Raw genomic sequence first — 3,662 nt, 5'->3', positions numbered from 1 at the left:
AGCAGCACAACCACCTGCTATCACAATCCCTAAGACCAACGCCCAGTTCCAGTCCTTCCAAACAAGATAGCTACAACCTGTTAGAACAGGACCCCGTATCTATCTTGCTTTCCACTCCTTACACTCGGCTAAGAGCATCTCCCTCCAGCAACCCCATTGTTTCCCTCATTCCCTTCCCCCAAACCCCCTAACCCTTTAACTCCCTTCCTAAACAGGCTCGACAGACCACTTCGCCAATAAGGTTGCATTTAAATGGGGGACAGGGAAAATTGAGGGACACGATTTGAGGCGATGATAAATGACGCATCAGTTTCTCATCTGTCCTCAGGTTGCTTCCGGGAGATAAAACCTTAAAAACCCAAAATCATATCCATAGCTCGATAGTATCTGCTAATCCTGCTACAAAGCTCTCCATTCCATTACGAGCTATCTAGCAGCCCCCTCCAATTTAAACAGACCAAGGTCGGGGGATTGAGCATCATGACTATGACTTAATATCTCTGTAATAAAACGAATATAAGATAGTATAAAGTAATTAGTAACTATCTGCAATATAACCGTCATAGCCATCATGCTTGGGTCTCTCTAAAAACAGTTCCCCAATCACACCATCCTGCTAATTATATGCTTCCAGTCAAAAACATCAAGGACTACTCATTCTTGCGTTCCTCCTTGACCTTTTCTCCTTACAGCATTAAAAGAAATTGCTGGTGTGTGAGGATAATATCTTTGGAAATAGCTTATGTCATATACCTATTATTCTTTATCATAAATTTACATTATTTATTGAAACTATGCATATTTTCAGCATAAAACAGGAATACTAGTAGTATACAAATAACTTAATTAAGGCGGTGATTTGGTGCAGAAAAATCAACAATTATCATTAGATATTCTCCCTACAGAATCAGACTATATTAATAGAATCAACTCTATGATGAAGGAGCTAGATAAAGAAATCAGACAATATCCAGCAGGTTCCTTAGAGAGAATTCCATTCTTCTTTGAGAAAAGGAGATTATTACGCATTAAACAAAGAATAGAGCGAAAAGGAATTTATAATTAATTCCCTCTCGCTCCATCCCTTATCAACTATCCCTTGCTCTTAGGGAATCCCAAATCCAATCTTTCATTAATCTCCTCTAAGGACCAGCCCATCTGCTTAAACTTATAAGCCGCCTCTACCTTCTCATTTAAATTTTCCTGTAAAGCCTTAACCATACTTGTGTCAGCCTTAATCTCTACATTCTCACCAAACTCTCTAGCTAAGCTTTTATTAAGAGTATCCAAGACATCCTTTAGATAAGGAATAATTCCATCTAACCAGAATATCTTCCTTGCTGTCTCAATATTAGATAAAGTAGCCTTATCATAAATCCCCACCATTGGAGGAGGAACTTGAAAAATAGAGCAGATATCCTCTCTAGTCATCTTCCTAGATTCAATAAAATCCATCTCTGTAGGACTTAAGCTCATCGGAATATACTCCACTTCATTCCCCAAAACCCAAGGACCACGCCCTTTAGCACTATACTGCTCCCTTACATGCTCCTTAGCCTCCTTATACTGAGCACCTGTTAAATCATGCTTAAAAGCAAAAACTCCATCAGTAACTGCTCGGTTCTGCATTGTAACCTTATTCCACTTTACTGCCTCTACATCAGTATCTACAATCATAGCAGCAGCCTGTAAAGGACTCATCCCCCAATAAGGATTAGCAGGGTCAGTAAACATATCATGAATTACATCCTTAGCCTCTAATCTCTCTATCTTATCACCAATATTATACTCATAATAGCTGATAAAAGTCGCTTGGTCTGGAACAGGACTGACCTTATCGGGATTAAGGGGAAATAGTTCCACTGGCAATCCTCCCTTACTCTCCAGCCTGATAATCTGAATAATCGAATTCCCCCCAAGATACAAATGAGCAGCCATTCGCTCCATAATATCCTGCATACTATAAAAAGGATGAGGGTCATCCAATAACATCTGCAAGGGATGCTCTGGATTATACTCCCCATCCTCATAAACCTTCAAAGGTACGCTAGCCACTGCCTTCATAATCCGATAAACACAAGAGTAAACATAAGTCGATACCTTAAACCCCTCATTAATCGCCCTTTCCGTATCCCAATCCTTAAACTGCGGCTTACCACTTCTATAGCTAGGCATCAACCTTGGACGATTAGCATTAGCCTCCACCTGTAATCCCTTTGCTACCTTCTTAAAAACATTCATCTTCCAACACCTCCTAATCTTCTTTATCCTGTATAGATAAAACATATAATCCATCAAGCAAAATCTTAAAGATAAATCTATATCCAACTAATCCCAATAGTAGTAATCCAATACTTATTTTTAATATCCAAATACCAAACAAATCGCTCAAAGACCAAGCAGTTAATCCCCAACCTATTAGCCAAGCTAGGCAGAGTAATATTTCTTTGATGTATTCTTTAATAAACTTCAAACTTAATCACCTCTCATAATAATAAAAAAGCCAAAAGCAATCTAATCTCTGCTCTTGACTTTAAGCCTTTTAAATATTTGATTTTTATTAACTACTAATCACCAATATCAATTACTACCTATATTGTATCAATGATTTAATCCCTATATCTTTCAATTTTACCTCAAATTTGATTATACACTAACTCCTTTAATAAAAATCATATAGCAAATAAATAAGAATAATAGAAACCAACACATATTTAATACTAATCCTAACAATGGTATACTAATTTTATCCTGTCTAGAAATTTGTTTCATAGATACAATAATTCCAATTACTGATATAAGGGGTATAAAAAATAATATTACAGAAAGAATCAAATCAACTGTTTTAATAATTGAACTAGAATTAGAAAAAGGAACACAATACCACGAAACAAACAAAACAACAAATTGCATAATAATACCAAAAACAACAATTAAAATTGAAGAACTTTTTTTATCAATCAGCTTATTTATCAATTTCACATTCCCCTATATAATCTAATTTTAACTCTTTTGATAATAACTTATAACTTTAGTTAGGTATATCCAAAATAATTATACTAGATTAATCCATTTAAATAAATCATTTATACTATTAAGTTTTTACTTCTCCACAATCATCCAAACCCCTCCATTAAAATTATATCATTGTACTTTAAAAAATGTTCTTAACTTTGCTCTTCACTATCCTCTATCCTCTATCCTCTATCCTCTATCCTCTGGTCTTCAAACTCTCCCTATCCTCAACTCAAACCCTTCATTCACCATCTCAGCCAATCCAGTAGTAGCATCTGGACCATCATCATTTCTATTTCTACCCTCCTTCTGATAACTATTCATAGCCTCATAATACTTTGACCATCTATACTTCCAATCCTCAGGAAAGTAAATATGCTTCATCACAAAGCTACTATTAGCTATTATCCTCGCCTTCTTATTCTTACTCTGATGGAACCACTGAACATCAATACTCCTTGTCCTATATTTATCCCATAATATCCCCTCAACATTCCTAGCAAAGCCACGCCCACCATTATTACTCTCTATCTTACAATAGTTCACCTTGTTTCTTACCAATAACTCAGCAGTCTGTGACTCAGTAACCTCCATCCCTTCTTTAGTATAAAGAACATCAATTACATAAATCTCACCTTCATACTCTA

Annotated in this window: 5 protein-coding genes; 1 reads left to right on the top strand and 4 read right to left on the bottom strand. The window is 36.0% G+C overall.

What is annotated here, in order from left to right; genetic code table 11:
- Positions 1-426: 426 nt before the first annotated feature.
- Positions 427-570, bottom strand: coding sequence for a hypothetical protein (locus BX659_RS19225; protein ID WP_181186465.1), 144 nt, complete (start codon positions 568-570; stop codon positions 427-429).
- A gap of 292 nt (positions 571-862) precedes the next feature.
- Here BX659_RS19225 and BX659_RS18495 point away from each other — a divergent pair, with 292 nt between their 5' ends.
- Positions 863-1,066, top strand: a complete 204-nt coding sequence (locus tag BX659_RS18495) for a hypothetical protein (RefSeq protein WP_097019705.1) — start codon at positions 863-865, stop codon at positions 1,064-1,066.
- A 26-nt stretch (positions 1,067-1,092) separates the two neighbouring features.
- Here BX659_RS18495 and BX659_RS18490 read toward each other — a convergent pair whose 3' ends face one another.
- The 3 genes from BX659_RS18490 to terL form a co-directional block, all read right to left on the bottom strand.
- Positions 1,093-2,241: a phage portal protein gene (locus tag BX659_RS18490; protein WP_172432024.1), complete on the bottom strand. Its 1,149-nt coding sequence runs from the start codon at positions 2,239-2,241 to the stop codon at positions 1,093-1,095.
- 13 nt (positions 2,242-2,254) lie between these two features.
- Positions 2,255-2,473 carry a hypothetical protein gene (locus BX659_RS18485; protein ID WP_097019703.1) on the bottom strand — a complete coding sequence of 73 codons (219 nt, stop codon included), beginning with the start codon at positions 2,471-2,473 and terminating at the stop codon, positions 2,255-2,257.
- 752 nt (positions 2,474-3,225) lie between these two features.
- On the bottom strand, positions 3,226-3,662 hold a 437-nt coding region (gene terL, locus BX659_RS18475; RefSeq protein WP_172432023.1), incomplete at its 5' end, for a phage terminase large subunit.

Origin of the sequence: Orenia metallireducens (assembly GCF_003001995.1) — a bacterium.
Taxonomy (GTDB): domain Bacteria; phylum Bacillota; class Halanaerobiia; order Halobacteroidales; family Halobacteroidaceae; genus Orenia; species Orenia metallireducens_B.
The sequence above is the reverse complement of the archived record's forward strand: the minus strand, read 5'-3'. Positions and strand labels throughout refer to the sequence as shown.

Bases quoted from the DNA above. Each gene is read 5' to 3' on its own strand.
- BX659_RS19225 (WP_181186465.1), bottom strand. From the start codon at position 570: ATGGCTATGACGGTTATATTGCAGATAGTTACTAATTACTTTATACTA.
- BX659_RS18490 (WP_172432024.1), bottom strand. From the start codon at position 2,241: ATGAATGTTTTTAAGAAGGTAGCAAAGGGATTACAGGTGGAGGCTAAT.